This window comes from Bacillus sp. AFS029637 (assembly GCF_002584985.1).
Lineage (GTDB): Bacteria > Bacillota > Bacilli > Bacillales > Bacillaceae_G > Bacillus_A.
Window position 1 is genome coordinate 1 of sequence record NZ_NUPZ01000093.1, and the last position, 778, is coordinate 778.

Consider the following 778-nt stretch of genomic DNA (forward strand, 5'->3'; position numbering starts at 1 on the left):
TTCTGTCAGAAAACGATAAAAATATGCTCCTTCATTTCCAGTATACCTCCACATACGGAATATTCGGATGTAACGCTACCTCCCAATTGCTACTCTATAAGTTGTTCTCTTGTAGGTACCCACATGAAACACCCTAAATCGTATATTCGTTCCAGTTAATTTATTTTCAACATATAGAGTTTGGTATTTCTTATTAAAGTTAGCTACAAAGTTCATTGCATCATTACCTATGAGAACGACTCTATCGTCACCGATATAAAACTCAATAGCAACCTGATCTAGATTATCGGGCCCGTTAACCCACTTCTTAAACCACTTAAACATTTTATATTCCTCCTCTTAGTTTTCATAAATAGTTATTCTATTTATTCCCAATTCCCTCCTATCAATACCACCTGAGACGGCACCTATTTTAGTCTCCTACTTTTGTCGAATACTAGCTCACAAGTTTTGTCTGAATAGGATTCTGGTGCGAAAATTCCAAAATAACTATAAACAATCTCTAACTCTTGGACATACTGATACTACTAATCTAAAGAAGGTTCGTGATTGGTATGGAAAAGCAAAATGTATTCAAATGGAAGCATTATCAGCCTGATATTATTTTGTTAACGGTAAGATGGTACTTACGGTACAACCCCAGTTTTCGTGATTTAGTAGAAATGATGGAGGAACGGGGCTTATCCATTTCTCATACAACGATTATGCGTTGGGTTCATCAGTACGGTCCTGAATTGGACAAACGAATCCGACGCCATCTTAAACAAACAAATGACTC

General features: G+C 36.5%; 1 protein-coding gene and 1 pseudogene. One reads left to right on the plus strand and one right to left on the minus strand.

Annotated features, from left to right (window positions below):
• Window positions 1-75: 75 nt before the first annotated feature.
• Complete coding sequence (locus tag COE49_RS27000) at window positions 76-324, minus strand: polyprotein (RefSeq protein WP_088233222.1); 249 nt, start codon at window positions 322-324, stop codon at window positions 76-78.
• 230 nt (window positions 325-554) lie between these two features.
• Here COE49_RS27000 and COE49_RS27005 point away from each other — a divergent pair.
• Window positions 555-778 (plus strand): annotated as a pseudogene (locus COE49_RS27005) (IS6 family transposase); the annotation flags it as partial.

Coding starts and splice junctions, on each gene's coding strand:
- COE49_RS27000 (WP_088233222.1), bottom strand. CDS start 324: ATGTTTAAGTGGTTTAAGAAGTGGGTTAACGGGCCCGATAATCTAGAT.